The organism is Serratia sp. JSRIV006, assembly GCF_019968685.1.
GTDB classification, from domain to species: domain Bacteria; phylum Pseudomonadota; class Gammaproteobacteria; order Enterobacterales; family Enterobacteriaceae; genus Chania; species Chania fonticola_B.
Genome location: NZ_CP074137.1, coordinates 4557554 through 4582008, shown reverse-complemented (window position 1 = coordinate 4582008; position 24455 = coordinate 4557554). Strand labels below are relative to the sequence as shown.

Genomic DNA, 24455 nt, shown 5'->3' with positions numbered 1-24455 from the left:
TCGAGCCTATTTTAACTTATGGTTAATAGGGGCGTTCGGTGTTAACGTCAGGGCAAAGGTATCGTTTGCGTCGTTGACCATTGGCGAGGCAATTTGTGTTGAGCAGCCAGCGTGTTTCGCGCAATCAGGCCCGCGAGCTACACCCGCCTTATTGCGTAATAACACCCTGTCTTCGGCTACTTGAGTGGAAAGAGGGAAAAGATGGCAAAGCAAACCCCACTGTACGACCAGCACGTGGCGTGCGGTGCGCGCATGGTTGATTTTCATGGCTGGATGATGCCGCTGCACTATGGCTCCCAGATTGATGAACACCACGCCGTGCGTCAGGATGCCGGCATGTTCGATGTCTCCCATATGACCATCGTGGATCTGCACGGTGCTCGTACCCGTGAATTCCTGCGTTACCTGCTGGCGAACGATGTCGCCAAACTCAATCAATCGGGTAAAGCGCTGTATACCGGCATGCTGAATGCGTCCGGCGGCGTGATCGACGATCTGATCGTCTATTTCTTTACCGAAGACTATTTCCGCCTGGTGGTGAACTCCGCCACCCGCGAAAAGGATCTGGCCTGGATCGAACAGCATGCGGCTCCGTTCAACGTTGAGCTGACGGTGCGTGACGATCTGGCGCTGGTTGCGGTGCAAGGCCCACAAGCCAAAGAGCGCGCCGCCACCTTGTTTACCCCAGAACAGAAGCAGGCTGTGGAAGGCATGAAGCCGTTCTTCGGCGTGCAGGCGGGGGATCTGTTTATTGCTACCACCGGCTATACCGGCGAAGCGGGCTATGAAATTGCCCTGCCGAAAGAGCAGGTGGTGGATTTCTGGCAGAAACTGCTGGCAGCCGGGGTGAAACCTGCCGGCCTGGGCGCCCGCGATACTCTGCGCCTGGAAGCCGGTATGAACCTCTACGGCCAGGAAATGGACGAAGGCGTTTCACCGTTAGCCGCCAATATGGGCTGGACCGTTGCCTGGGAACCGCAGGATCGTCAGTTTATCGGCCGTGAAGCGTTGGAACAGCAGCGTGAAAAAGGCACCGAACAACTGGTCGGCTTGATCATGACGGAAAAAGGCGTATTACGTAATGAGCTGCCGGTACATTTCACCGATGCGAACGGTCAACCCCAGGTTGGGGTGATCACCAGCGGTTCTTTCTCACCGACCCTGGGCTTCAGCATTGCGCTGGCAAGGGTTCCGGCCGGTATCGGTGAGCAGGCTATCGTACAGATCCGCAACCGTGAAATGCCAGTGAAAGTCTGTAAGCCAGGTTTTGTACGTGCCGGTAAGTCACTGATCAATTAGTTTTTATTCTTCGAAGGAGTAGCAGGCCAATGAGCAATGTGCCAACAGAATTGAAATACGCCACCTCCCATGAGTGGGTGCGTGACGCAGGCAACGGCGAATACGTTGTTGGTATCACCGAACACGCGCAGGAACTGCTGGGCGATATGGTGTTTGTCGATCTGCCGGAAGTCGGCACCACGGTTTCCGCGGGTGATGACTGTGCCGTTGCGGAGTCGGTCAAGGCCGCTTCCGATATTTATGCGCCCATCAGCGGTGAGATCATCGCGGTTAACGGCGAACTAGAAAGCTCCCCGGAGCTGGTCAACAGCGAGCCATACGGCGAAGGTTGGCTGTTCCGCATCAAGGCGTCCGATGCGGCAGAGCTAGACAAGCTGCTAGATGCGGGTGCTTACCAGGCCTCCATCGACGAATAATCACTATCACGCCCCACCACCCTGTGGGGCGTTTTGCAGTTCAGGCTATATCCCGTACCCCGCAAGCATTCAGGAATTTGTAGCAATGACTCAGACACTCAGCCAACTTGAACACAGCGAAGCGTTCATCGAGCGCCACATCGGCTCTTCCGCAGAGCAACAGCAGCAGATGCTGGAAGCCGTGGGCGCTCGCTCACTCAGCGCGCTGATCCAACAGATTGTGCCAGCCGATATCCAACTGCCAGGGCCTCCGCCGGTAGGCGATGCGGCCACGGAACATCAGGCGTTGGCCGAACTGAAGGCGATTGCCTCACAGAATCAGCGCTACAAATCCTATATCGGTATGGGCTACAGCGCGGTGCTGACGCCGCCGGTGATCCTGCGCAACATGCTGGAAAACCCAGGCTGGTATACCGCTTATACCCCTTATCAGCCGGAAGTGTCGCAAGGCCGCCTTGAGGCGCTGCTCAACTTCCAGACGCTGACCCTCGATCTGACCGGGCTTGATCTGGCCTCTGCCTCCTTGCTGGATGAAGCTACCGCTGCCGCAGAAGCGATGGCGTTGGCCAAACGTGCCAGCAAACTGAAAGACGCCAACCGCTTCTTTGTGGCTGACGATGTGCACCCACAAACGCTGGACGTGGTACGTACCCGTGCCGAAACCTTTGGTTTTGACGTGATCGTTGATAAACCGGCGAAGGTGTTGGAGCTGCAAGGCGTGTTTGGCGTACTGCTGCAACAGGTTGGCACCACCGGTGAGCTGCACGATTACAGCGCCCTGTTGGCAGAGCTGAAAACGCGCAAAATCATCACCAGCATGGCTGCCGATATCATGGCGCTGGTGCTGCTGGCAGCACCGGGCAAGCAAGGTGCCGACGTGGTATTCGGTTCTGCGCAACGCTTCGGCGTACCAATGGGCTACGGTGGCCCACACGCGGCGTTCTTTGCCTGCCGTGACGAATTCAAACGCTCGATGCCAGGCCGTATTATCGGGGTATCACGCGATGCTGCCGGCAATACTGCGCTGCGCATGGCGATGCAAACCCGTGAGCAACATATCCGCCGCGAAAAGGCCAACTCGAATATCTGTACCTCGCAGGTGCTGCTGGCCAATATCGCCAGCCTGTATGCGGTGTACCATGGGCCACAAGGCCTGCAACGTATCGCCGGGCGTATCCATCGCCTGACCGATATCCTGGCCGCTGGCTTGCAACAAGCGGGTCTGACACTGCGCCATAAAACCTGGTTCGACACGTTGACCGTAGAAGTGAAAGACAAGGCGGCGGTGTTGGAACGCGCGCTGGGCTTCGGCATCAACCTGCGTACCGATATCCACGGGGCAGTCGGCATCACGCTGGATGAAGCCACTTCCCGTGAAGATGTGCAGACGCTGTTTGCCCTGTTGCTCGGCGATAACCACGGTTTGGATATCGATGCGCTGGATGCTGCCGTGAGCAAAAACAGCCAGTCGATCCCTGCGGCCATGCTGCGTAAAGATCCGATCCTCACGCATCCGGTGTTTAATCGCTATCACAGCGAAACCGAGATGATGCGTTATATGCACCGTCTGGAGCGTAAAGATCTGGCGTTGAACCAGGCAATGATCCCGCTGGGCTCCTGCACCATGAAGTTGAACGCCGCTGCGGAGATGATCCCGATCACCTGGCCTGAATTCTCTGAACTGCACCCGTTCTGCCCACCAGAGCAGGCAGCAGGTTATCAAGTGATGATTGGGCAGCTTTCCCAATGGTTGGTGCAACTGACCGGTTACGATGCGGTGTGCATGCAGCCCAACTCGGGCGCTCAGGGTGAGTATGCCGGTTTGCTGGCGATCCGCCGTTACCATGAAAGCCGCAACGAGGCTGGGCGTAATATCTGCCTGATCCCAAGCTCGGCACACGGTACCAACCCGGCTTCTGCCCAGATGGCGGGCATGGGCGTGGTGGTTGTGGCCTGTGACAAGAACGGCAACATCGATCTTCACGATCTGCGGGTGAAAGCCGAGCAGGCCGGGGAAGCCCTGTCCTGCATCATGGTGACCTACCCGTCAACCCATGGCGTGTATGAAGAAACCATCCGCGAAGTGTGCCAGATTGTGCATCAGTTTGGCGGCCAGGTTTACCTGGACGGTGCCAACATGAACGCGCAGGTGGGGATCACCACGCCGGGCTATATCGGTGCGGACGTATCGCACCTCAACCTGCATAAAACCTTCTGTATCCCTCACGGCGGTGGCGGTCCAGGCATGGGACCTATCGGCGTGAAGTCTCACCTGGCGCCGTTTGTTCCAGGCCACAGCGTAGTGCAGATTGATGGCGTGACCACCCAGCAGGGCGCGGTTTCTGCTGCACCGTTCGGCAGCGCCTCTATCTTGCCGATAAGCTGGATGTATATCCGCATGATGGGTGCGGAAGGGCTGAAGCAGGCCAGCCAGGTGGCAATCCTGAATGCCAACTACATCGCAACCCGCCTGAAAGACGCTTATCCGGTGCTGTATACCGGCCGCGATCACCGCGTGGCGCACGAATGTATTCTGGATATTCGCCCGCTGAAAGAAGAGACGGGTATTAGCGAAATGGATATCGCCAAGCGTCTGATCGACTACGGTTTCCATGCGCCGACCATGTCGTTCCCGGTGGCAGGCACGCTGATGGTTGAACCGACCGAGTCGGAAAACAAAGTGGAACTGGATCGCTTTATCGATGCGATGCTGGCTATCCGCAGCGAGATTGACCGCGTGCAGCAAGGCGAATGGCCACTGGAAGACAACCCATTGGTTAACGCACCGCACGTGCAGGCGGAACTGGTTAACGACTGGCAGCATGCTTACAGCCGCGAGCTGGCGGTATTCCCGATAGCTGGCGTGCGTGAGAATAAATACTGGCCGAGCGTGAAGCGCCTGGATGATGTCTACGGCGATCGTAATCTGTTCTGCTCTTGCGTACCGATGAGCGACTACGAATAACACTATCTTGCCAAAATGATGCTCGAGGGACACGGCATGAAGCCGTGTCCCTTTTTTATTGCAGCACCGCAGCAATTGCGCTTCACTGATTAATCTACCGTCGAGCAGCAAGTTGCCTGACTTGCTTGCGTAAATACCCGCTATCGTTTCTGATCTCAATAGCAAGGAACAATAATGACAAAAGTAGTGTTAGTGACCGGTGCCAGCCGGGGCATAGGCCGCGCGACGGCATTATTATTGGCCCAGCAGGGCTATGCGGTGGGCGTCAATTATCTGCGTGATAGTGCTGCTGCTGAGTTAGTGGTGGCGCAGATCCGCCAACAGGGTGGCAAGGCGATGGCTCTGCAAGCAGATATCGCCGAGGAAACTGAGGTGGTGGCGATGTTTGCCGAACTGGAAGCCACGTTGGGGCCAATTGATGCACTGGTCAATAACGCAGGTATTCTGTTCCAACAGGCGAGCATTGAGCAACTCACCGCCGAGCGGATCAATAAGGTGCTGACGACCAACGTCACCGGGTATTTTCTCTGCTGCCGCGAAGCGGTAAAACGTATGGCGTTACGCCATGGTGGGCAGGGAGGAGCGATCGTCAACGTGTCTTCCGCTGCGTCGCGTCTGGGGGCTCCGTGGGAATATATCGACTATGCGGCTTCAAAAGGGGCGGTGGATACGTTAACTACCGGTCTGGCGTTGGAAGTGGCGGCACAGGGGATACGCGTCAACTGCGTAAGGCCAGGTTGTATTTACACCGAGATGCATGCCAGCGGAGGAGAGCCGGGGCGGGTAGATCGGGTGAAGTCAGCGTTGCCAATGCAACGGGGTGGTCAGCCAGAGGAAGTGGCGCAAGCTGTTGTCTGGCTGCTTTCCGATGCGGCGTCCTACGTCACTGGCACTTTTATCGAAGCCGCTGGCGGGCGTTGAATCAGCAAGGGCGCCATCGGCGCCCCTCATCGATTACTTCAGCCAGCCTTTACGCTGTGCATCCTGCAAATGCTGCTCCAAATGTTGCCACAGCTCGGGATGGATATCGGCAATCATCGTATTACGGTCCAATACCTGTTGCAGGCTGATATCATTCTCTACCCAGCTCTGACCGCCGTTGTGCAGGTTCATCAGCATTGGCATGCAGCGATCCAGCACCAACGCGAAGCGGGCATCGGCGCTTTCGCCTGCTTCATACTCCTGCCACAGCGCGGTGAAAACCCCACGTTGTGGTTCCGGCAATATCCCGAATAACCGTTTTGCCGCCGCCACTTCCTGGTCGTGGATCGCCGCTCGTGCTGCCAGATCGTAAACCATGACGTCACCGGCATCGATCTCGACGATATCGTGTAGCAGGGCCATCTGGATCACGCGCTGAATATCCACCTCATCGCTGGCATAAGGGGCCAGACTCAAGGCCGCAATGGCAAAGTGCCAACTGTGCTCGGCCGAGTTTTCCTGACGCTGGGTACCCATCACCTTGGTACGGCGTTGCACGCTTTTAAGTTTGTCGATTTCCATCAGAAACTGGATGGTTTGAGTCATGGAGCCAAAGTCTAACGCGGGTACAGCGGATGACATGGTACGAACCTCGAGGTGAATGATGGGATACCCGCCGTCTTCCAGCCGTAACTGAAATCCATAGGGTGCAAAGCATATCGATTGTAGCCCAGCAGGCTGAGGATTTCGATGTTAGCGTGGTGTTACAAGCGCTCACAGTTTTATTTTAGCGTACACGTGTACACTGGAATCGTTCTCAGTTAATCTCATTTGCAGTTAATTCGCACAATATGCGTTGTTTTGAGGGGTTGCGCTTTATGGGGAAAAAGGACGAAGTGAAAGTCGGGGCAGACCAGTTGCCCGCCACGGCTTATCCATGGGCAGAGGAAATTGCCAACAGCATCAGCCACGGTATCGGCTTGGTGTTTGGGATTGTCGGCCTGGTGCTGCTGTTGGTTCAGGCGGTAAACGACGGCGCTGGGGTAACGGCCATCACCAGCTATAGCCTGTATGGCGGCAGTATGATCCTGCTGTTCCTGGCTTCCACGCTGTACCATGCTATTCCACATCAGAGAGCCAAGCACTGGCTGAAAAAATTTGACCACTGTGCCATCTACCTGCTGATCGCCGGAACCTATACGCCGTTCCTGCTGGTGGGGCTGGACTCACCGTTGGCGCGGGGGCTGATGGTGGTGATCTGGGGGCTGGCGCTGTTCGGCGTGATTTTCAAACTGGCATTTGCGCACCGTTTCGAGGTGTTGTCGCTGGTGACCTATCTGACCATGGGCTGGCTATCATTGATCGTGATCTACCAGTTGGCAATGCGCCTGGAAGTCGGAGGGGTAACTTTGCTGGCGGTAGGGGGCGTGGTGTACACGCTAGGGGTGATTTTCTATGCCTCGAAACGCTTCCGTTTTGGCCATGCGATCTGGCACGGTTTTGTGCTCGGCGGCAGTGTGTGCCACTTCATGGCGATCTACCTTTACGTATAACCCGCTCATCTGTTGTCGATATATTGCCAAAGCGTTTCTTTTGGGTTAAAAAGAAGCGCTTGTTTCTTTCGGGTATCCAGCAAGCCTTAGCTTTATTTCTGAGCCCGCCAAACCCCTCGCTTTCAAGTCGCAGGGGGTTGGCTGCGCTTGCTGCTGGCTGACCTGCATCTTGAGATCTATGGGGTATTTGCACCTTCCGGTGCCTTTAATCATTACCCAGGACTCTTCAATATGATCGTTCGTTTATCCAAAGCCCTGCTGGTTTGTGCTATCGCGCTATTTGCCTCACTGGTAGCCTTTGGCAATATCACCGATTACGACACCAACTTTGCCTTCGTACGCCATGTTTTTATGATGGATACGATCTTCCCTGATGCCACTATCACCTATCGCTCCATCCAGTCGCCATGGCTGCATCAGGTGGGGTATATCGGCATTATTGCGTTGGAAACCCTCACCGCGATTTTGTGCTGGATTGGGGGGATCCGTCTGCTGCGCGGCCTGAAACTGCCTGCGGCCAGCTTTAACCGGGCCAAGACCTTTGCCATTGCTGGGTTGACGTTAGGCTTCCTCACCTGGCAGGTGGCCTTTATGTCGGTTGGTGGCGAGTGGTTTGGCATGTGGATGTCAAAACAGTGGAACGGTGTGCCCGATGCCTTCCGCTTCTTTGTCACTATTTTGCTGGTGCTGATTTATCTGGTGCCGCGTGATGGGGAATTGGACGAATAACTCGTCTGGCCGCAGGCGTGATGCCTGCGGCCAAACCACTTACTTTTCTTCCGCCAGTGAGTAAGGCAGAGGCTTGATGGCGAGCTGGCTGCTGGCGTCATCGCGTACGCGCAGCACGCTGTCCGCTTCCAGATCGTTATTCATCACCACCTGCACCCACAGCGTTCCGTCAGCCAGCGAGATTGCCGCCAGCACGGTGCCGGTGCGGCGCCAGTTGTCACCCAGCTTCAACTCCAGATCGTCACCTGCTTGTGGAACCTGGCTACCTTTACCTTCCAGCCAGTACAGGGCGCGCTTGTTGGCTCCCCGGAACTTGGCGCGAGCCACCATTTCCTGCCCGGTGTAGCAGCCTTTGCTGAAGCTGATCCCGTCCAGCGCCTGAAGATTGGTCGCCTGAGGGATCAACTGCGCACTGTTTGCTGCATCAATCACCGGATAACCGGCCTCAATATCCAGTGCCAGCCATTGGCGGCTGTTGTTCAGCTCAGCCTGACCTTCCAGCTTTGAAGCTAGCAGAGCGGCGGTTTCTGCCGTGGTAATCAGCACAAAACGTTCTGCTGGCAGCGCAAAGTGCAGCAAGGTGGTATCGCCATCTTGCACCACTTGGTGTTCTGCATCTGGCAGGGTGCTAAACACCTTCGCCAATGCGGCCCGCGCCTCAAGGCCAGCGAGGCCCAGCAGCACCGCATTGCTGTCTGCCGCGATGGTGATTTTGGAGAATACCGCGTATTTCTTTATTTCCGCCAGTTGGCTTTCCAGCACGCTGCGACGCTCAAGATAGGCAAAGCCTTCACCGCGGTGGAATAAACGCAGGTTGCTCCACATTTTGCCTTTGGCATCGCAATGGCCGCACAGCACGTGTTGATCGGCCGCCAGTTTGTCGATATCGGCCGTTACCTGGCCCTGAAGATATTTTACCGTGTCTGGCCCGCTCAACTGCACCATGGCCCAATCTTCCAGTGAGATCAGCGTCAGTGGCAGATGGGAAGAGGCGGAAGGTTGACGGGGTGGAAAAGGAATATTGAACGCCATAATCGGTTCCTGCTGCATGTTTAGCATACCTGTTGGGGTTGCTACCATGGTAAAAGAGGTGGCTGGCTTTGCAAACAGTTATTACCAGGCAGCGCTTTTTTTGACATTTTACGTTTTGTTGGGTGAACGCCCTTCCCGGCGAGTATGTCAAATTGTTACTCTAGGCGCTTACGGCCAACGAAACCCAATTGCACCCAAATCGTTGGCTGACGGAATTAAATTGCGCGCGCGTTGCCATACCAAGTGTCGGTTGCCCAAGAGCATGGCAAGCCATGCCGAAAAGAGGTTAGTCATAACAACATGGATATTAATAATAAAGCACGTATTCACTGGGCCTGCCGCCGCGGCATGCGCGAGTTGGATATCTCGATCATGCCGTTTTTCGAACATGAATACGATACGCTGAGTGATGCAGACAAGGCCGTATTCATCCGCTTGCTCGAATGTGACGACCCCGATTTGTTCAACTGGCTGATGAATCATGGCGCTCCGCAGGATCAAGATCTGCAGAGAATGGTGTCCCTGATCCAAATGCGAAATAAAGCCCGTGGCCCTGTGGCGATGTGATGTCCGCGTTTCCTGGCGTACCCAGTTAGTCTCGTTGCTGACTCACGGCCTGCTGATTTTACTGATCCTGATCGCCCCGTGGCCGGAAGGCTATGGCCCGATCTGGTTGGTGCTGTTGACGTTGGTGGTGTTTGAGTGCATTCGCAGCCAAAAGCGCATTGCATCCAGGCAGGGAGAACTGCGGTTGCTGGCTGAACGCCGGATTGAGTGGCATGGCCGAGAATGGCTGATGGTGAACAAGCCCTGGATGCCTGGGTTCGGTATTTTGCTGTCGCTTCAGCAGATCGACGGCAAGAAACGCCATCGGCTGTGGTTGGCTTCGGATTCCATGAGCAAAGCGGATTGGCGCCAACTGCGTCAACGGTTGTTGTTTGAACAATCCGCTACCGATGAGGACGTATAATGAAACCGCTGCTTTGGCTGGTAGAAGACGAGCCCAGCATTGCGGATACGCTGATTTATACCCTGGAGAGCGAAGGCTTTCAGGTGCGTTGGTTTGAACGTGGCGAGCCTGCTTTGCAGGCTCTGCAACAGGGCTTACCGGCGTTGGTGATCCTCGACGTCGGCCTGCCCGATATCAACGGTTTTGAGCTTTGCCGTCGGCTGCTGGCGCAGGCGGCGGATTTACCGGTCCTGTTTCTTACCGCGCGCAGCGGTGAACTCGATCGCCTGATCGGGCTGGAAATCGGTGCCGATGACTATGTAGCCAAACCCTTCTCCCCACGTGAGGTCAGCGCCCGCGTGCGCACGATCCTGCGGCGTTTACACAAGCAGCAGCGCTTGCAACAGCCTGCCCTTTATCATTTTGGTGCCTTTAGCCTGGATGAAGAGGGAGCCACGATCTGCTACCACCAACAGCCGCTGCCGCTGACCCGCTATGAATTCTTGTTGCTGAAAACCCTGTTACAAGCGCCTGGCCGGGTGTTCTCCCGCCAGCAGTTGATGGACATCGTTTGGGCCCAGGCGGAAGAGAGCCTGGATCGTACCGTCGATACCCATATCAAAACGCTGCGTGCCAAACTGCGGGCGATCGATGCCGCAGAACCCCCGATCCATACCCATCGTGGCTTAGGCTATAGCGTGAGCCGCCAGCCATGAGGATTGGCCTGCGCCTGCTGTTGGGCTATTTCCTGATTGTGGCGGTGGCGGGCTATTTCGTGCTGAGCATTTTCGTGCAGGAGGTCAAGCCTGGCGTACGGCGTGCCACCGAAGGCACGCTGGTGGATACCGCCAACCTGCTGGCACAGGTGGCGCGGCTGGATATGAGACATGGGGATGCGGCAAAAGGTCAGTTGGCACAGGCTATCGCCCAGCTAAATCAGCGGCCGATCGGGGCCAATATCGCCGGGATCCGCAAGGATAGGAACGAATATCGTGTCTATCTTACCGATGGGCGCGGCAAGGTGATTTTCGATTCCTCAGGCCAGGCGTTGGGGCAGGATTACTCCCGCTGGAACGATGTTTATCTGACATTACGTGGTCAATACGGTGCGCGCAGCACCCGGACGATTGCCGATGACGAGAGCAGTTCGGTGATGTACGTGGCCGCACCGGTGGTGGAGCAAGGGCAGATTATCGGCGTGTTGAGTGTCGGCAAACCCAACAGCACCATGGCACCGGTGATCCGCCGCAGCGAGCGGCGTATTTTGCTGGCGGGCGCAGTGCTGCTAGGGATTGCGCTAGCGATCGGGCTGGGCTTCGTCTGGTGGATTAACCGTTCGATCAACCGCCTGGTGCGTTATGCCGACGGAGTGGCGCACGGCGAGGCGGTGCCATTACCACGCATGGGCAGCGTTGAGCTGACCCAACTGGCGCAAGCGCTGGAAAGCATGCGCATGAAGTTGGAAGGCAAGGCTTATATTGAACAATATGTGCATACCCTGACACACGAGTTGAAAAGCCCGCTGGCGGCGATCCGTGGCGCGGCGGAACTCTTGCAGGAATCACCGCCTCCCGCGACGGCGAAACGCTTTTTGACCAACATCGAACAGCAGAGTGCCCGCATTCAGCAATTGGTCGATAAGTTGCTGGTGCAGGCGCAGTTAGAAAGCCGGCCCGGTTTGGAACTGGCTGCGGTAGCGATGGTGCCGTTAGTCCGGCAGATTGTCGCGGGTAAAGAAGCACAGGCGGCGCAGCGTGGCGTCACGATTGAATTGGGGGCGTTAGCGGAAGCATCGCTGACTGGAGATGCCTTTTTGCTGGGGCAGGCGCTGAGCAATCTGTTGGATAATGCCCTGGATTTCACCCCTGCCGGTGGCTCGGTCAGTATCAATGGCGAGCGGTTGGAGCATCATTACCAGCTCACCCTTTGCGATACTGGCAGCGGCATACCCGACTATGCGCTGGATAAGGTATTTGAACGCTTCTATTCGCTGGCACGGGAAGATAAACCCAAGAGCAGCGGCCTGGGCCTGAACTTCGTGCAGGAAGTGGCGCGCCTGCATCGTGGTACCATCCGTTTGCAAAACCTGCAACCCACAGGCGCGAAGGCCATCCTCACTTTACCACTCTGAATATAACTTATTGCCCGCACTTCACCTTCCCTTCACATAACCACATTCTGATTTCACTTGCCGACTTTATCGTAGCGACATTACCTACAAGGAGTCTGCCACGATGTTTAAATCGGTACTGTTTTGGAAAATAACCACCCTGCTGGGATTGATGATCCTGATGATGATCCCGGTGGGTATGCTCATGGATGTGGTACAGGAACGTAGCGGCTATCGCCAGAGCGTAGTGGGGCAAGTGAGTGAAAGCACCAGCCGGGCGCAGCGTATTCTTGGGCCAGTGATCGTGATCCCGTACACCTTCCGGGAAGAGAAGAAGAACGAAAAAGGCGAAATCAAGATAGAGACCACTCGCTATCAACGCTTTGTTTTGCCCGAATCTTTGGTGGTCAATGGCAAGCCCAACGTTGAGATCCGTAAGCTGGGTATCTACCAGACTCAGGTGTATCAGGGGCCACTGGATTTCCAGGTGAAATTCGGCCAACCCGATCTGGAGGATTTGCAGCATAGCAACATTACGATCGGCCAACCCTTCCTGATGCTGTCATTGAGCGATTCTCGTGGTATCAAAAGCATCTCTGCCCTCAACGGCATTCAACAGCAGGCCAAGTTTGAGCCGGGTACTTTGGTCAGTGGGCTTTCTCAGGGGATCCATGCACCGCTGGCCCTGGCCTCGTTGCAGAAAGAAGGGCTGACGGCGGATTTCACCCTCAACCTGGCAGGGACCAGCAGCTTGTCCCTGGTGCCGGTAGGGCGCAGTTCCGAGCTGCTATTACAAAGTAACTGGCCGCATCCGAACTTCTTGGGCAACTTCCTGCCGGATGAGCGCAAGGTGACCGATAGAGGCTTCTCTGCCCGCTGGCGCAGCACCTGGTTTGCCAACAATATCAATAGCTCATTCATGTATGATAACGGCATCATGGAAGAGGAAAAGCTGCCGACCTTCACGACGAGCCTGATCGAACCGGTCGATCACTATCAACTGACCGAGCGGGCGGTGAAGTATGCGGTGCTGTTCCTGGGGTTGACGTTTATGGCGTTCTTCCTGTTCGAAACCCTGACCGGGCTGCGGGTGCACCCGATCCAGTATCTGTTGGTGGGGGCGGCGCTGGTGCTGTTCTATCTGATCCTGCTGGCTTTCTCGGAACATCTGGGGTTCGACGTGGCGTACCTGCTGGCAAGCGTGGCCTGTAGTGGACTGATTGCCTTCTACCTCAGCGCCGTGCTGCGCGGGATGCGTCGTGGCATGCTATTCGCCGCCAGTCTGCTCCTGCTGTATGGCATTCTGTATATGCTGTTGCAGTCGGAAGATAACGCACTGGTATTAGGTTCGGTGCTGCTGTTCGGGGTTCTGGCGGGCATTATGCTGCTGACGCGTAAGCTGGACTGGTATCAGGTGGCCGATCCGACTCGCTTGAAGGGTAATATTGCCGAGCCAGAAACCGCTGAGACGCCAGCCAGTAATGGCGAGAGCCGCTTCAGTTTGTGGAAATAAAGACGTTGTTGGGCGCGATATCGCGCCCAATTTCGTTACAGCAGCGGTTCCATCTCCAGCAGGATCTGTTCACACCACTGTTGCAGACGCTCTTCGCTCAGGTCGTATTGGTTCACCTCATCCAGCGCCAGGCCAACAAAGTGTTTGCCGTCGGCGCTGAGCGGTTTGGGGCTGGTAAATTCAAACCCGTCGATCGGCCAGAAACCGATAAACTGCACGCCCTGTGGGGCAAGCTGGTCGTGCAACATCCCCAGCGCATCCAGAAACCATTCGCCATAACCCAACTGATCGCCCATTCCGTACATGGCGACGATCTTGCCTTTCAGGTCTAGTTCAGTCAGTTGCGGCCAGATCGCTTCCCAATCCTCTTGCAGCTCACCAAAATCCCAGGTTGGAATACCCAGGATCAGGATGGAATAGTCTTCCATCAGCTTGGGAGAAACGTCTTTCAGGTTGTGCAGGTCGACCAGGTCTTCACCCAGAATCTCACGGATTTTTTCTGCTGCCATCTCGGTGTAGCAGGTGCTGGAGCCGTAAAACAGACCAATCTTCATGTTTAAACCATTTATAATGCCGTAGGTAGAATTGCAACGAGTATACCTTAAGGCATAATGCCTGTGGCAGAAACGTAACCAAGAGAGGACCGCGTGCAACAGCAAGACAGTGCGCTGATTGAGCAATTCCTGGATGCGTTGTGGATCGAACGCAATCTGGCAGAGAATACGCTGGCCTCTTATCGGCTCGATTTACAGGCGCTGGCCGGTTGGCTGGCTCTCAACAACCGCAGCCTGTTACAGGCCGAAGCGTTGGACTTACAGGCCTTCCTCGCCGAACGGGTGGAGGGAGGATACAAAGCGACCAGTTCAGCCCGGTTGTTAAGCGCGATGCGCCGCCTGTTCCAATATCTCAACCGTGAAAAAATGCGGGCAGATGACCCCACCGCGTTGCTGGCCTCGCCCAAATTACCGCAGCGGTTACCCAAGGATCTGAGCGAAGCGCAGGTTGAGGCCTTGCTACAGGCACCTTGCGTCGATCAACCGTTGGAGCTGCGTGACAAGGCTATGCTCGAAGTATTGTATGCCACCGGGTTGCGTGTGTCGGAACTGGTGGGGTTGACCATCAGCGATGTCAGCCTGCGCCAGGGGGTGGTGCGGGTGATCGGTAAAGGCAACAAAGAGCGCCTGGTGCCGTTGGGTGAAGAAGCGGTGTACTGGATTGAAAATTATCTGGAACACGGCAGGCCCTGGATGCTGAACGGCCAGACGCTGGATGTGCTATTCCCCAGCAACCGCAGCCAACAAATGACTCGCCAGACGTTCTGGCATCGGATTAAACACTATGCGATCCTAGCGGGTATCGACAGCGAACGGCTGTCTCCGCATGTGCTGCGCCACGCTTTCGCCACCCATTTACTGAACCATGGGGCCGATCTTCGTGTCGTACAGATGTTATTGGGGCATAGCGACCTCTCAACCACACAAATTTATACTCATGTAGCCACTGAAAGATTGAAACAGCTACATCAACAGCATCACCCGCGCGCCTGATGCGCAGGGATCGAAAGGATTGGAAGAATGAAAAAAGGTTTAATGCTGCTCTCCCTGCTGGTGGCTTCGGTTACCGGCGCGGCCCATGCTGACGATGCAGCCATTCAGAAAGCACTAGGTAGCCTGGGCATTAAGCAGGCAGACGTGCAACCCTCGCCGGTCGCCGGTTTGAAAACCGTATTGACCGAAGGCGGCACGCTGTATGTGACGGAAGATGGCAAGCACGTGTTGCAAGGGCCGCTGTTTGACGTCAGCGGCGGCGAGCCGGTTAACGTGACTAACCAACTGTTGATGACCCGTCTGGAAGCGCTGAAAGATCAGATGATCGTCTACAAAGCGCCGAAAGAGAAACACGTGATCACCGTGTTCACCGATATCACCTGTGGCTATTGCCACAAGCTGCACGAGCAGATGAAAGAGTACAACGATCTGGGGATCACCGTGCGCTATCTGGCGTTCCCGCGTCAGGGGCTGGAATCTCAGGCAGAGAAAGATATGCGTTCCATCTGGTGTACCGCAGACCGGGCTAAGGCTTTCGATGCTGCCATGAAGGGCGACGCGGTGTCTCCGGCAACCTGCAAAACCGATATCAGCCAGCATTATGCGCTGGGCGTTCAGTTTGGTATCAACGGCACCCCGGCTATCGTGCTGAAAAACGGCATGGTTGTCCCTGGCTACCAAGGGCCGAAAGAGATGGCCGCGATGTTGGATGCGCATGCAGCCTCCGCAGCCACGAAATAAGTCACGGTGAGTATTAAAACCCAATTACGCCGCCGCGAGGCGGCAGATGCCAGCCATTTACCCGCCAGCCTGCCTCCCCTGTTACGTCGCTTATACGCGTTGCGCGGAGTTAAGGGCGAGCAGGAGCTGGAGCGTAGCGTCAAGGGCATGTTGCCTTGGCAACAGTTGAGCGGTATCGATGCTGCGGTAGCGATATTGCAGCAGGCACTGGCCGACGGCCGCCGCATCATGGTGGTGGGCGACTTTGACGCCGACGGCGCCACCAGTACCGCACTGACGGTGCTGGCCTTGCGTAGCATGGGCTGTAGCTCTATCGAATATCTGGTGCCCAACCGTTTTGAAGATGGCTATGGCCTTAGCCCCGAAGTAGTGGAACAGGCGGCGGCTCGGGGTGCCGAGCTGATCGTCACGGTCGATAACGGTATCTCCTCGCATGCGGGCGTTGACGTTGCGCACGGCTTGGGAATACAGGTGCTGGTCACCGATCACCATCTGCCGGGGGATACTTTGCCTGCGGCAGAGGCGATCGTTAACCCGAACCTGCGTGACTGTGATTTTCCCTCCAAATCTTTGGCTGGTGTAGGCGTTGCCTTCTATCTGATGTTGGCTTTGCGGGCCAAGCTGCGTGACAGCGGCTGGTTCGAACAGCGTGCGCTGGCTATGCCTAATCTAGCCGAATTGCTGGATCTGGTGGCGTTGGGCACGGTGGCGGACGTGGTGCCGCTGGATGCCAACAACCGTATTCTGGTGTATCAGGGGCTGAACCGCATCCGGGCTGGCAAGTGTCGGCCAGGTATTCGCGCTCTGCTGGAAGTGGCTAACCGCGATGCGCGGCAATTGGCGGCCAGCGATCTCGGTTTTGCTCTTGGGCCACGGCTGAACGCGGCAGGGCGGCTGGACGATATGTCGATCGGCGTCGCCATGCTGTTGAGCGACGATATTGCCCAGGCGCGTATGCTGGCCAACGATCTCGACGCGCTCAACCAGACCCGGCGTGAGATAGAGCAGGGGATGCAGGTGGAAGCGCTGGAGCTGTGCGATCAGTTGGAACGCACCACCACCGCATTGCCTTACGGGTTGGCGATGTATCACCCAGAGTGGCATCAGGGCGTGGTGGGCATTCTGGCTTCTCGCATCAAAGAGCGTTTCCATCGCCCGGTGATCGCCTTTGCCCCTGCGGGCGACGGCATTTTGAAAGGCTCTGGCCGCTCGGTGGCCGGGTTGCATATGCGTGATGCGCTGGAGCGGCTCGATACCCTGAATCCTGGGCTGATGATGAAGTTCGGTGGCCATGCGATGGCGGCGGGCTTGTCGCTGGAAGAGGCCAAGTTTGACGAGTTCCGCCAGCGTTTTGGCGAGCTGGTCGGCGAATGGCTCGATCCAGCCATGCTGGAAGGCGTGATCTGGTCGGACGGCGAGTTGATGATGCAAGAACTGACCCTGACCACCGCGGAGCTTCTGCGTGAGGGCGGGCCTTGGGGGCAGGCGTTTCCTGAGCCAACCTTTGACGGCAAGTTCCGTATCCTGCAACAGCGGTTGGTGGGCGAAAAACACCTGAAGCTGATGATCGAACCGCTCGGTGGCGGCCCATTGTTGGACGGCATCGCCTTCAATATCGATACTACGCAGTGGCCGGACAGCAGCATCAAAGAAGTGGAACTGGCGTACAAACTGGATGTGAACGAGTTCCGTGGCAACCGTAACGTGCAGTTGCTCATTCAGCACCTCTGGCCGCGTTAACCGGCTAGCCCCTCACCCTAACCCTCTCCCAAAGGGAGAGGGGACTTGACGTGCCACATGTTGATTCTTGCATCTGAACGTTGATCCCCCACAAAAACTGACCAACTCGCTATAAACTGGCCGCTGGATCCGCTAGAATTACCGGTTCCAATGGCATTTCGCCATCGACGACATCAACGTAAGAACACAAAAAATCATGTTTGAAATTAATCCGGTAAAAAACCGCATTCAGGATGTGTCCGAGCGGACAGCCGTTCTCAGGGGGTATCTTTGACTATGATGCCAAGAAAGAACGCCTAGAAGAAGTTAACGCCGAGCTGGAACAGCCGGACGTTTGGAACGAACCTGAACGCGCACAGGCATTAGGCAAAGAGCGCTCGTCGCTGGAAGCCATTGTCGAAACCATCGATCAGCTGGAACAGGGCTGTGAAGACGTCACTGGCCTGCTGGAACTGGCGGTTGAGGCGGAAGACGAAGACACCTTCAACGAGACCGTGGTTGAGCTCGATCAACTGAGCGCCAAGCTGGAACAATTAGAATTCCGTCGTATGTTCTCTGGTGAATACGACAGCGCGGACTGCTATCTGGATATCCAGGCAGGCTCCGGCGGCACCGAAGCGCAGGACTGGGCCAGCATGCTGCTGCGCATGTACCTGCGTTGGGCGGAATCCAAAGGCTTTAAAACGGAAGTGATTGAAGAGTCCGACGGCGACGTCGCGGGCCTGAAGTCGGCAACTATCAAGATTATCGGCGACTACGCGTTTGGCTGGTTACGTACTGAAACCGGCGTGCATCGCCTGGTACGCAAGAGCCCATTCGATTCCGGTGGCCGTCGCCATACTTCCTTCAGTTCCGTATTTATCTATCCGGAAGTGGATGACGATATCGATATCGAAATCAACCCGGCCGATCTGCGCATTGACGTTTACCGCGCCTCCGGTGCTGGTGGTCAGCACGTTAACAAAACCGAGTCGGCGGTGCGTATTACCCACTTGCCAACCAATATTGTGGTGCAGTGCCAGAACGATCGCTCTCAGCATAAGAACAAGGATCAGGCATTCAAACAGCTGCGCGCCAAGCTGTATGAATACGAGATGCAAAAGAAAAATGCTGACAAGCAAATGCTGGAAGACAACAAGTCCGATATCGGCTGGGGCAGCCAAATCCGTTCTTACGTGCTGGATGACTCCCGCATCAAGGATTTGCGCACCAACGTCGAAACACGTAATACGCAGGCCGTACTGGATGGCGACCTGGATAAATTCATTGAGGCAAGTTTGAAAGCCGGGTTATGAGGAACAGAAATGTCTGAGCAACAAGCACAAGGCGCCGAACAGGCGTTGGATCTCAACAACGAGCTGCAGTCACGCCGTGAAAAATTGGCCGCGCTGCGCGAGAACGGCATTGCGTTCCCGAACGACTTCCGTCGTGATACCACCTCCGACAAACTGCATGCCGAATACGGCAGCAAAGAAAACGAAGAGCTGGAATCACTGGGTATCGAAGTGACCGTAGCTGGCCGTATGATGACCCGCCGTATCATGGGTAAAGCCTCCTTCGTGACGCTGCAGGACGTGGGTGGCCGCATTCAGCTCTACGTCGCACGCGACGATCTGCCTGAAGGTGTTTACAACGAGCAGTTCAAGAAATGGGACCTGGGCGATATCCTCGGCGCACGCGGTAAGCTGTTCAAGACCAAAACTGGCGAACTGTCTATCCACTGTACCGAGCTGCGTCTGCTGACCAAAGCACTGCGTCCGCTGCCAGACAAGTTCCACGGCCTGGCCGATCAGGAAACCCGTTATCGCCAGCGTTATCTGGATCTGATCGCCAACGAAGAATCCCGCAACACCTTCAAGATCCGTTCGCAGGTGATGGCGGCGATCCGTAACTTCATGGTGGGTCGAGGCTTTATGGAAGTCGAAACCCCGATGATGCAGGTGATCCCTGGCGGCGCGTCTGCTCGTCCGTTCGTCACGCACCACAACGCGTTGGACATCGACATGTACCTGCGTATCGCGCCAGAGCTGTATCTGAAGCGCCTGGTGGTAGGTGGCTTCGAGCGCGTGTTCGAGATCAACCGTAACTTCCGTAACGAAGGCGTTTCCCCGCGTCATAACCCAGAGTTCACCATGATGGAACTCTATATGGCGTATGCGGATTACAAAGACCTGATTGAGCTGACCGAGTCGCTGTTCCGTACGCTGGCGCAGGACGTGTTGGGTGACGTCAAGGTGCCTTATGGTGATGAGGTGTTCGACTTCGGCAAGCCGTTTGAAAAGCTGACCATGCGTGAAGCGATCAAGAAATACCGCCCGGAAACCAACCTCGACGATCTGAACGAGATGGCTAGCGCGGTAGCGATTGCCGAATCCATCGGCATCAAGGTAGAGAAGAGCTGGGGTCTGGGTCGCGTAGTTACCGAGATCTTCGAAGAGACCGCAGAAAGCCATCTGATCCAGCCAACCTTCATCACCGAGTACCCGGCAGAGGTTTCTCCGCTGGCACGCCGTAACGACGAGAACCCGGAAATCACCGATCGTTTCGAATTCTTTATCGGCGGGCGTGAAATCGGTAACGGCTTCTCAGAGCTGAACGACGCAGAAGATCAGGCGCAGCGTTTTGCCGATCAGGTTAGCGCGAAAGATGCTGGTGACGACGAAGCGATGTTCTACGACGAAGACTACGTCACCGCGCTGGAACATGGCCTGCCGCCAACCGCGGGTCTGGGCATCGGTATCGACCGTATGGTGATGCTGTTGACCAACAGCCACACCATCCGCGACGTGATCCTGTTCCCGGCCATGCGCCCGAGCAAGTAACGTTAGCTGAGTGATTAAGCCGGTGCAGGCGACTGTGCCGGTTTTTTTTCGCCTGAAGAGAGCGGGGTGTTGCTAACCGCTTAAAACATCGGCAGTTATGCGTTATCTTCTCTTGCCCGGCGCGCATAACCGGTTATAATGCCAGTCGCACACCTAAGCGGGTGTAGTTCAATGGTAGAACGGCAGCTTCCCAAGCTGCATACGAGGGTTCGATTCCCTTCACCCGCTCCAATCTCAAGTCTCCCTGAACACCACTAAAATCAACTATTCTCTGATTTAATAACGTTTTATCATTTCCCATATCAACTTGGTTCAACCCGTGTTTCCCCAATCAAACCACTATCTTCTATAGAAATGTGTTTAGTTACACCTATGCAGTTTGAAACTATACTCATGCCATCTTGGAAAACCACTTCTGCGTAGATCTGACAAACCGCCTTACAATGAGAGGGGATAAGGCATGGTTCGGTTGGTAATGATTTTACTTGGGGTAGATTATTTACGTAACCGCTGGCGAGGGTTGATGATTGCCGGTTGGTTAGGCGTGTTAGCGGGCTTAATCGTTTTCATCGATGCGTTGGATAACGCGATTTATTTCCCTTTGCATCCCTTTGCTTTCCTGTTGCTGATCGAGGGACTGGCAACGCTGATGGTCGCGCATACCGGCATCGGCGGACAACGTACCTTGCGTTATGTGAAAGGAGGCGCATTTTCCCTGGCCGCGATATTGATCTTGAGTGGACAACACCATGGCCATTTTATTTTATCGATGATTTTTGGCACGTTGTTTTTGGCCGATGGGTTATTGCAAATTGTCTCCGCTGGGGTCGTGCGCTATAAAAACTGGAAGTTGGTAGTGGCTGGCGGTGTATTGGAAGTGATGTTAGCTATTTTCTTCTTTCAGCCCTACCCGACCCATTATGTCGGCACCGTGCCTTATTGTTTAGGTCTTGGGTTGATGTTTGGTGGGTGGAATATGGTTATGCTGGCGATGCGCGTCAAAAAGCTGGAGGTCAACCCCGCGGTTTTGGGTAATAAGGCCGCTGAGGAAGCCAGTAGTGCAGTAACCACGCCTTTGGTGACTGAATGGGAAGGCCCTCCGGCTGATGATGAACCTGCACTGACCATACATGTCTGGACTCCTGTGGGATCCTCGAAGAGTAAAACGGTGCCTCATCCTGTGATTGATCGTTATATTGCTGCGGTGGATAAAAATGGGGTGATTTCCACCGGCCATGCTGCACTTGAATCTCCGGAAGGTATATATATCAGTTTGTATCCAGCGGTCGATATTGATCGGTCGCCAGATCAATTTACCCGCTTGCTGCGGGCAACCGCAGACAATAATGTTGAAGGGAAATTCCAACCGGATTATGTGACAGAGTCAGGGGCATGGTGTCCTTCAACCCAGCGTGTGCGGATCAGGAACTACGATGCTGAACGTCTGAAACGGTTCTGGGAAGTTTATCGTGAAGACAATACGTATAATCTCACGCATCGTAACTGCTCAAGCAGTGTGGCGCGGGGTCTTGAAGCAGCGCTGGAAGGCGTAGTGAGTAAGATATGGGGACAACGTGGCCACTGGTGGGTGTTGAGTAAAATTCTCACGACGCCGGAATTATGGGTGGCGGTACAAATACGTAAACGCGCAAAAACGATGGCCTGGACACCAGGGCTGATGCTTGACTATGCACGTGCATTGAGCATGTTGGCGGATCCCCGGCCGGCCGGTTGGATAACCACCATACGACGAGCCCTGGAGAAAATGTTATCTTTGCGCAAGCAATGGCGTGATGAAAAAGCGCAGGGCACGATAGCGTCAAATGTTCGCAGTGAGCCCTCAAATGACAAAGGCAAGTAGCGATTATGGTAATGTTTCCCCTTTTATACGCAGGGCTTTATTATTTGCATCAATAGCATTACGAACACTGTGCTGATTGGCATCAAAAATATCGTCAATAAACCACTGCTCATTCTCAGCCACTAAATCAAACGTGGTGGTAGTCGTGAGACTGTTATCACTAAAAGCGCGAAAAGTGACTGCGGCATGCGATTTTTTATTATCGTTCGAGAGAATATTGATATCCGTCACCACCAGGTTCTGATAATCCTGACACTGGCAGATCGGGTCGGCGTCAAGATAGCCTATATCGCCCGGTAAGGTTAGCGCCTGATCCTCTTCCAACACCGCGAGGAATTGCTTTGAAGCAATCCGTTTCGGGCCCGTTTCGCCGATGAATGCGGTTGCAACATCATCATGGCCATAGGTGGCATAGATCCGTGCTATAAAGTTACTGGGATTTTCAATGGCCGATGCGGGCTGCGTAAGTGCAGCAAACGAAAGCAGAGAGAAACAGAGCAAAGCAAAAATGCGCATGGTTACAATTCCTTAATCGTTCTCTATCCCTTAAATCAACGGTCCATACTACGGTGTGCTCACCTTGATGGCAACGCTTGGTCGTTCTTGTTCAGCCCTGTACGAAACCAAGGTATACGCTGGAAAACTATTCCTAAAGAAAGGGATGCGCTCAAAGATCACCACGGTGAACGCGATGATTAATATCATAGCCAAGAACAAAACCACCAGAGACAACACAAACCAGAAGCCACTCACTTCAATCGTTGTAAGCCCTATAGATGCACTATACAAAGCCCCGAAAATGAGGATAAGTGATATAGTGATCCCAACGAAATTTGCCAGCCTTCTTCGTCGGCTTTTCTTCTGAAACTCAAACGTCGAGGGGTTAACATTGAAGTCATAGAAAACCTCCTCAGAAATCACCAGTTCGGGCCGTTGTAGAGAGGCAATCTGCATCAGTATTGCACGTGTAATCTCCCAGTGATGCTTGAATTTCTTTATTTCATGCACCGGGATTAAATTTTCTTTCGTTTCACCGGATTGGGTTTGGGTGTAGATAATCAGGTTTTTAGTATTATTTTTATAGCCCGTATTACGAAAGCCAATCGTGGCCTTGGTGCCGTCTTCTAACGAACCTGTGACTTCTGGCCATAGTAGCTGATAATGACTTACACCGCCTGAAAGATCGTTGTATCGCGTATAGAAAACACCTTGAGAGGTGACGTTAAAGTACACCTCTCCATGCTTTAATTTTAAGTTGTCGCTAATTCTTTTAAAGAATAAATAATTCAGGGGGAGAAGGATCAATAAAAATAAAACACCAAGTAGAAAGGTGTCACCCTCGATAAAAAATAGGGTTGGCGTAGCCAGAGATGCAATGAAAACAAGTGTGAAAACGGGAGAAAGCAATAAGTAGAGCGTCTTTGTCGCTATTCTACGCTCGATGGCAGACACATCATCACATCGCTTGGAGGGGCTGGCGAAAAACGCGGTATGTTCGGTAATCATACTTTTATATCCCTATAATCAATCACATAATCCTGAATTAGTGTCTTACTGTACCCTAGCTAGTTAGCCGGAAGGCTTAAAACCCAAGAACTCAAGCCTGGTAGATTACCAGACTCAGGGACTATTTTCTGCTTACGATAAACCGCTCGCTGCAAGGGAGAACACCGCTTTCGAGGACATGTGCCCGACAAGATTATTTCAGGATGAAAGGCGATAGGAACGGCTCGGCAGATTGTTCGAGCAGGGTGATAAGCTCAGGATCCATATATTGATAGTCATCGGGGATATCGAGAACGTGCAGCGGTTTGTGTTCCAACAGGCGCTGATACTCGGCAACCAACCGGCTCTTGTGCTTTTGCTCCATGACAAAAATCATATCTGCCCAGCGCAATAACGCCGGCGTTACCGTTTTTTTGGCATTACGGCTGGTCCCGGCCGACCTGGTGGTCAGGCCGGGAGTCCGTTGCCATATGCGTTCTGCGGTAGGGCTGCGCCATTGGTTACGGCTACAGACAAACAGCACATTCATGGTTAATCAATCTCATCAAGTGAGTTACGCCGGGCTACGGCGCGGGATACTTGTGGGTATTCAATGCCTAGTTGCCTCGCCCGGGTCACTTTATGTGAGCGGGTATAGAGCATTTTCCACTTTTTCTCTTTGGTGAACTTGGGTTGAAAATCCCCCATCTCACGGTGTTTGTTGCGTTTGTTATTTACCAGGCGCCAGGCCCGGCCACGTATGTCAGTCATG

The 24455-nt window shown here is 54.7% G+C and carries 24 protein-coding genes and 1 tRNA gene; 18 read left to right on the top strand and 7 right to left on the bottom strand.

Features of this window, described 5'->3' with window-relative positions; all coding sequences use genetic code 11:
- Positions 1-201: 201 nt before the first annotated feature.
- The 4 genes from gcvT (at position 202) to KGP16_RS21185 (ending at position 5601) form a co-directional block, all read left to right on the top strand.
- A complete protein-coding gene (gene gcvT, locus KGP16_RS21200) occupies positions 202-1299 on the top strand; it encodes a glycine cleavage system aminomethyltransferase GcvT (RefSeq protein WP_223500296.1) in 1098 nt (365 codons plus the stop codon).
- A gap of 29 nt (positions 1300-1328) precedes the next feature.
- The gene (gene gcvH / locus KGP16_RS21195) at positions 1329-1715 is read left to right on the top strand and encodes a glycine cleavage system protein GcvH (RefSeq protein ID WP_021806203.1); all 387 of its coding nucleotides are present in this window, start codon (positions 1329-1331) and stop codon (positions 1713-1715) included.
- A gap of 85 nt (positions 1716-1800) precedes the next feature.
- Positions 1801-4680, top strand: a complete 2880-nt coding sequence (gene gcvP / locus KGP16_RS21190; RefSeq protein WP_223500294.1) for an aminomethyl-transferring glycine dehydrogenase — start codon at positions 1801-1803, stop codon at positions 4678-4680.
- Positions 4681-4854: 174 nt separating this feature from the next.
- Entirely contained in the window at positions 4855-5601 is a 747-nt protein-coding gene (locus KGP16_RS21185; RefSeq protein ID WP_115159283.1) for an SDR family oxidoreductase, read from the top strand.
- 33 nt (positions 5602-5634) lie between these two features.
- Here the strand turns inward: KGP16_RS21185 and KGP16_RS21180 are convergent, their stop codons facing one another.
- On the bottom strand, positions 5635-6243 hold the full coding sequence (locus KGP16_RS21180; protein WP_094981477.1) for an HD family hydrolase: 609 nt from the start codon (positions 6241-6243) through the stop codon (positions 5635-5637).
- A gap of 236 nt (positions 6244-6479) precedes the next feature.
- Between KGP16_RS21180 and KGP16_RS21175 the strand changes: the two genes are divergently transcribed.
- Together KGP16_RS21175 and KGP16_RS21170 are read left to right on the top strand one after the other, a co-directional pair.
- The gene (locus tag KGP16_RS21175) at positions 6480-7154 is read left to right on the top strand and encodes a hemolysin III family protein (RefSeq protein WP_037375710.1); all 675 of its coding nucleotides are present in this window, start codon (positions 6480-6482) and stop codon (positions 7152-7154) included.
- A 231-nt stretch (positions 7155-7385) separates the two neighbouring features.
- Positions 7386-7883: a DUF2165 family protein gene (locus tag KGP16_RS21170; RefSeq protein WP_021806198.1), complete on the top strand. Its 498-nt coding sequence runs from the start codon at positions 7386-7388 to the stop codon at positions 7881-7883.
- A gap of 39 nt (positions 7884-7922) precedes the next feature.
- Here KGP16_RS21170 and ygfZ read toward each other — a convergent pair whose 3' ends face one another.
- Positions 7923-8915: a tRNA-modifying protein YgfZ gene (gene ygfZ, locus KGP16_RS21165; protein WP_223501552.1), complete on the bottom strand. Its 993-nt coding sequence runs from the start codon at positions 8913-8915 to the stop codon at positions 7923-7925.
- A gap of 300 nt (positions 8916-9215) precedes the next feature.
- On the opposite strand from ygfZ, the gene sdhE reads away from it, so the two are divergent.
- The 5 genes from sdhE to creD all read left to right on the top strand — a co-directional run bounded on the left by sdhE (position 9216) and on the right by creD (position 13487).
- A complete protein-coding gene (sdhE, locus tag KGP16_RS21160) occupies positions 9216-9482 on the top strand; it encodes an FAD assembly factor SdhE (protein WP_021179805.1) in 267 nt (88 codons plus the stop codon).
- Positions 9463-9885: a protein YgfX gene (locus KGP16_RS21155; protein WP_071681918.1), complete on the top strand. Its 423-nt coding sequence runs from the start codon at positions 9463-9465 to the stop codon at positions 9883-9885. The genes sdhE and KGP16_RS21155 overlap by 20 nt, the downstream gene beginning before the upstream one ends.
- Positions 9885-10580 carry a two-component system response regulator CreB gene (gene creB, locus KGP16_RS21150; protein ID WP_021806195.1) on the top strand — a complete coding sequence of 232 codons (696 nt, stop codon included), beginning with the start codon at positions 9885-9887 and terminating at the stop codon, positions 10578-10580. Before KGP16_RS21155 ends, creB begins: the two co-directional genes overlap by 1 nt.
- Complete coding sequence (creC, locus tag KGP16_RS21145; RefSeq protein WP_021806194.1) at positions 10577-11995, top strand: two-component system sensor histidine kinase CreC; 1419 nt, start codon at positions 10577-10579, stop codon at positions 11993-11995. The genes creB and creC overlap by 4 nt, the downstream gene beginning before the upstream one ends.
- A gap of 103 nt (positions 11996-12098) precedes the next feature.
- Positions 12099-13487: a cell envelope integrity protein CreD gene (creD, locus tag KGP16_RS21140; protein ID WP_223500291.1), complete on the top strand. Its 1389-nt coding sequence runs from the start codon at positions 12099-12101 to the stop codon at positions 13485-13487.
- 35 nt (positions 13488-13522) lie between these two features.
- Here the strand turns inward: creD and fldB are convergent, their stop codons facing one another.
- A complete protein-coding gene (fldB, locus tag KGP16_RS21135) occupies positions 13523-14041 on the bottom strand; it encodes a flavodoxin FldB (RefSeq protein ID WP_021179810.1) in 519 nt (172 codons plus the stop codon).
- A gap of 93 nt (positions 14042-14134) precedes the next feature.
- Between fldB and xerD the strand changes: the two genes are divergently transcribed.
- The 7 genes from xerD (at position 14135) to KGP16_RS21100 (ending at position 22198) form a co-directional block, all read left to right on the top strand.
- On the top strand, positions 14135-15034 hold the full coding sequence (xerD, locus tag KGP16_RS21130; RefSeq protein ID WP_021179811.1) for a site-specific tyrosine recombinase XerD: 900 nt from the start codon (positions 14135-14137) through the stop codon (positions 15032-15034).
- Positions 15035-15061: 27 nt separating this feature from the next.
- Positions 15062-15775 (top strand): bifunctional protein-disulfide isomerase/oxidoreductase DsbC, encoded by a 714-nt coding sequence (gene dsbC / locus KGP16_RS21125; protein WP_021806191.1) that lies wholly within the window; start codon positions 15062-15064, stop codon positions 15773-15775.
- Positions 15776-15781: 6 nt separating this feature from the next.
- Positions 15782-17515, top strand: a complete 1734-nt coding sequence (gene recJ, locus KGP16_RS21120) for a single-stranded-DNA-specific exonuclease RecJ (RefSeq protein ID WP_115159279.1) — start codon at positions 15782-15784, stop codon at positions 17513-17515.
- A 196-nt stretch (positions 17516-17711) separates the two neighbouring features.
- Positions 17712-18810 (top strand): peptide chain release factor 2 gene (prfB, locus tag KGP16_RS21115; RefSeq protein WP_098929871.1). Its coding sequence is split into 2 segments (ribosomal slippage): positions 17712-17786 and positions 17788-18810, totalling 1098 coding nucleotides; the frame shifts between segments, so codons are not numbered across the junction.
- Between the two features lie 9 nt (positions 18811-18819).
- Entirely contained in the window at positions 18820-20337 is a 1518-nt protein-coding gene (gene lysS / locus KGP16_RS21110) for a lysine--tRNA ligase (protein ID WP_021806189.1), read from the top strand.
- A 157-nt stretch (positions 20338-20494) separates the two neighbouring features.
- A tRNA-Gly gene (locus tag KGP16_RS21105) sits at positions 20495-20568 on the top strand.
- A 229-nt stretch (positions 20569-20797) separates the two neighbouring features.
- The gene (locus KGP16_RS21100) at positions 20798-22198 is read left to right on the top strand and encodes an HdeD family acid-resistance protein (protein WP_223500290.1); all 1401 of its coding nucleotides are present in this window, start codon (positions 20798-20800) and stop codon (positions 22196-22198) included.
- A gap of 3 nt (positions 22199-22201) precedes the next feature.
- On the opposite strand, the gene KGP16_RS21095 is transcribed toward KGP16_RS21100, so the two are convergent.
- The 4 genes from KGP16_RS21095 to KGP16_RS21080 all read right to left on the bottom strand — a co-directional run bounded on the left by KGP16_RS21095 (position 22202) and on the right by KGP16_RS21080 (position 24454).
- Complete coding sequence (locus KGP16_RS21095; RefSeq protein WP_223500288.1) at positions 22202-22714, bottom strand: DUF3828 domain-containing protein; 513 nt, start codon at positions 22712-22714, stop codon at positions 22202-22204.
- Between the two features lie 48 nt (positions 22715-22762).
- On the bottom strand, positions 22763-23704 hold the full coding sequence (locus KGP16_RS21090; RefSeq protein ID WP_209528718.1) for a hypothetical protein: 942 nt from the start codon (positions 23702-23704) through the stop codon (positions 22763-22765).
- 193 nt (positions 23705-23897) lie between these two features.
- Positions 23898-24233 (bottom strand): low molecular weight protein tyrosine phosphatase family protein, encoded by a 336-nt coding sequence (locus KGP16_RS21085; protein ID WP_059201684.1) that lies wholly within the window; start codon positions 24231-24233, stop codon positions 23898-23900.
- A gap of 2 nt (positions 24234-24235) precedes the next feature.
- Positions 24236-24454, bottom strand: coding sequence for a hypothetical protein (locus KGP16_RS21080; protein ID WP_021806176.1), 219 nt, complete (start codon positions 24452-24454; stop codon positions 24236-24238).
- Position 24455: the final 1 nt, after the last annotated feature.

Excerpts from the sequence above, each read along its gene's own strand:
- KGP16_RS21095 (WP_223500288.1), bottom strand. The coding sequence starts at position 22,714 with ATGCGCATTTTTGCTTTGCTCTGTTTCTCTCTGCTTTCGTTTGCTGCA.
- KGP16_RS21175 (WP_037375710.1), top strand. The coding sequence starts at position 6,480 with ATGGGGAAAAAGGACGAAGTGAAAGTCGGGGCAGACCAGTTGCCCGCC.
- fldB (WP_021179810.1), bottom strand. The coding sequence starts at position 14,041 with ATGAAGATTGGTCTGTTTTACGGCTCCAGCACCTGCTACACCGAGATG.
- lysS (WP_021806189.1), top strand. The coding sequence starts at position 18,820 with ATGTCTGAGCAACAAGCACAAGGCGCCGAACAGGCGTTGGATCTCAAC.
- KGP16_RS21080 (WP_021806176.1), bottom strand. The coding sequence starts at position 24,454 with ATGACTGACATACGTGGCCGGGCCTGGCGCCTGGTAAATAACAAACGC.
- gcvH (WP_021806203.1), top strand. The coding sequence starts at position 1,329 with ATGAGCAATGTGCCAACAGAATTGAAATACGCCACCTCCCATGAGTGG.
- dsbC (WP_021806191.1), top strand. The coding sequence starts at position 15,062 with ATGAAAAAAGGTTTAATGCTGCTCTCCCTGCTGGTGGCTTCGGTTACC.
- KGP16_RS21085 (WP_059201684.1), bottom strand. The coding sequence starts at position 24,233 with ATGAATGTGCTGTTTGTCTGTAGCCGTAACCAATGGCGCAGCCCTACC.
- creD (WP_223500291.1), top strand. The coding sequence starts at position 12,099 with ATGTTTAAATCGGTACTGTTTTGGAAAATAACCACCCTGCTGGGATTG.
- ygfZ (WP_223501552.1), bottom strand. The coding sequence starts at position 8,915 with ATGGCGTTCAATATTCCTTTTCCACCCCGTCAACCTTCCGCCTCTTCC.
- KGP16_RS21180 (WP_094981477.1), bottom strand. The coding sequence starts at position 6,243 with ATGTCATCCGCTGTACCCGCGTTAGACTTTGGCTCCATGACTCAAACC.
- sdhE (WP_021179805.1), top strand. The coding sequence starts at position 9,216 with ATGGATATTAATAATAAAGCACGTATTCACTGGGCCTGCCGCCGCGGC.
- KGP16_RS21185 (WP_115159283.1), top strand. The coding sequence starts at position 4,855 with ATGACAAAAGTAGTGTTAGTGACCGGTGCCAGCCGGGGCATAGGCCGC.
- KGP16_RS21090 (WP_209528718.1), bottom strand. The coding sequence starts at position 23,704 with ATGATTACCGAACATACCGCGTTTTTCGCCAGCCCCTCCAAGCGATGT.
- gcvP (WP_223500294.1), top strand. The coding sequence starts at position 1,801 with ATGACTCAGACACTCAGCCAACTTGAACACAGCGAAGCGTTCATCGAG.
- KGP16_RS21170 (WP_021806198.1), top strand. The coding sequence starts at position 7,386 with ATGATCGTTCGTTTATCCAAAGCCCTGCTGGTTTGTGCTATCGCGCTA.
- KGP16_RS21100 (WP_223500290.1), top strand. The coding sequence starts at position 20,798 with ATGGTTCGGTTGGTAATGATTTTACTTGGGGTAGATTATTTACGTAAC.
- gcvT (WP_223500296.1), top strand. The coding sequence starts at position 202 with ATGGCAAAGCAAACCCCACTGTACGACCAGCACGTGGCGTGCGGTGCG.
- creC (WP_021806194.1), top strand. The coding sequence starts at position 10,577 with ATGAGGATTGGCCTGCGCCTGCTGTTGGGCTATTTCCTGATTGTGGCG.
- creB (WP_021806195.1), top strand. The coding sequence starts at position 9,885 with ATGAAACCGCTGCTTTGGCTGGTAGAAGACGAGCCCAGCATTGCGGAT.